A 2,247-nucleotide genomic window follows, 5' to 3' on the forward strand; every position below is an offset into this window, starting at 1 on the left:
TCTCCAATAAAGTTAGTTTGTCTAGCATCTAAAATAAAAATTGACGTTTCACGTTGTTTGTTTCGTTCAGTTTTCAAAGAACTACTTGGTCGCTCATTTGCGACTTCCTTATGTTAACATCTTCGTTAGTTAATGTCAACTAAGTTTTTTATTTCGTTTGCCGCGTTTTGCGTTATTGCATCGGCGACTTGTTCTATATTACACCTCTAACTTAAAATCGTCAATATGTTTTTATAAAAAACTTCATTTTTTATAAAAACACATTGACGTTATCAAGTTATCTATTTACATATCTCTTCTATAAGAATACATAAGCAACCCATAAAACACTCTATGGGTTGCTATCCCATTAAAAAACCTATTGTTCTTTTGATGGAACCGAACAACTTCCATCAGTACAAGACATATCGCTTCCTTTGTCTGATGAAAGCTCTTGTAACTTAGGCGCAGGATTCTCTTCTTCCCACACTTGCTGAAGTGCACCAACAAAGGTTTCAAGTGGTTGCGCACCTGAAATAGCATATTTCTGATTAACAATAAAATAAGGCACTCCTGAAATTTGATATTGCTGAGCAATTGCTTCATCCACTCGAACATCATTCGCATAAGCACTTTTATTATCGATAACATTTAAAGCTTCTTGCTTATCTAATCCCGATTTTTCAGCAATAGTAGCAAGTACTTCCACATCACTTAAGTTTTGTGATTCAGTAAAATATGCAAAAAGAAGATTTTCTGTAATCTCTTTTTCCTTCCCTTGATCCTTAGCGAACTTCGCAAGACGATGCGCGTCAAAGGTATTTGTCGGCTTCATCTCTTCAAAATTAAAACTTAAACCCATACTAGCTGCATGATTGCCTAGTTGTACATTATTACGCTTAGCTTCTTCAATACTAATCCCATACTTTGATGCAAGTACTTCGTTAATACTCGTTCCAGAGTAAACGGGAGTATTTGGATCTAATTCAAAACTTTTAAACTCAACTTCAACATCATCCCTATGTGGGAATTGTTCTAAGGCCATTTCTAATCTACGCTTCCCGATATAACAAAATGGACATACAAAATCTGACCAAACCTCGATCTTCATATTAACACCTCTTTAAAACTTAGTTTCCAATCATTGTAGCACTGAGATTAAGGAATTCAAAAGTTTTTGCTCTATCTTTTTTCATATAGCACATACAAAAGTATATTTATAGCAACATACCTAAATAACAAAAAACGATAATCAAAAGGATCAACTATTCCCCCCTCCAATTATCGTATATAACACGAAAACAATTTTAATTATGCTAGAATATACTTCTCTACGAATTTCCATACCGTATCCCAATATTTACTCCACTATTTGTGACGGCTAATAATCAATGATGGGTAAACAACACCCCCTGATTAAAGTTTCACTTTATTTAAATCTACTTTCTCCGCTTCTCCATGTGCCGAACCTAGAACAATTCATTTCTCTTTTTCTATTTTTAAAGCATTATACACTTCACCTAGCATTTCAAAAGGAATAAATGTATTAGCATCCCTGTGAATAAATAGCATAAGCGTTTTACTTTTTGCAACTTACTTAACAGCTAAAACCTCTTCTAAATCATATTCACCCTTCACTTTAGTAACTGTATTCGCCACATTCATAACAGGAAACCTATGTAAGTGAAATAAACCTTTTAGTTGATACACGAATTATGCACAATACGTTAATGTCAACTTATCAAATGAATTTATAATCACTGTATTACGTTTATATTTCGATACAAAGTTCGCATTCTTTTCTTCATTTGTAGCCAATACATCTCCTGATACCCTCACTGTTCCCACTATGTGAGGGTTCCCCTTTAAAAATTCCTTTTCTTGTTTCGTACTCAATACATACTTATAGAAATAATTCCCGACTAACATATACACAATCGCTAGAAAGACTACAACTACTATAGTAATTACACCTATCTTGTTTCATATTAGCTCCCTTTCCAAATGTAAATCTCGTTACATTAAAACACCTCAAAAAATAACTACACGAATTTCACACATCGTCGAATTACTTTCGAAAGAAATTAAATATGAACTATATATGTAACCAAAATACTTAGAAGAATAGGGAATACTTAAAGCTTTAAACAGCATTTGAGATAAGTATGAATGTAAACACAAAAAAGACGAGTCATTCTGACTCGTCTTAAAGTTGCTTGGCGACGTCCTACTCTCACAGGGACAAGGTCCCAACTACCATCGGCGCTA

Annotated in this window: 1 protein-coding gene and 1 pseudogene; both read right to left on the bottom strand. The window is 33.8% G+C overall.

Going from position 1 to position 2,247, the window contains the following annotated elements:
• Window positions 1-358: 358 nt before the first annotated feature.
• Entirely contained in the window at window positions 359-1,090 is a 732-nt protein-coding gene (locus ACQKNI_RS26045) for a DsbA family oxidoreductase (protein WP_088233389.1), read from the bottom strand.
• 371 nt (window positions 1,091-1,461) lie between these two features.
• Window positions 1,462-1,908: pseudogene (locus ACQKNI_RS26050) on the bottom strand (hypothetical protein); the annotation flags it as partial.
• Between the last annotated feature and the right edge of the window lie 339 nt (window positions 1,909-2,247).

The organism is Bacillus sp. NPDC094064 (assembly GCF_050279585.1).
Taxonomy (GTDB): domain Bacteria; phylum Bacillota; class Bacilli; order Bacillales; family Bacillaceae_G; genus Bacillus_A.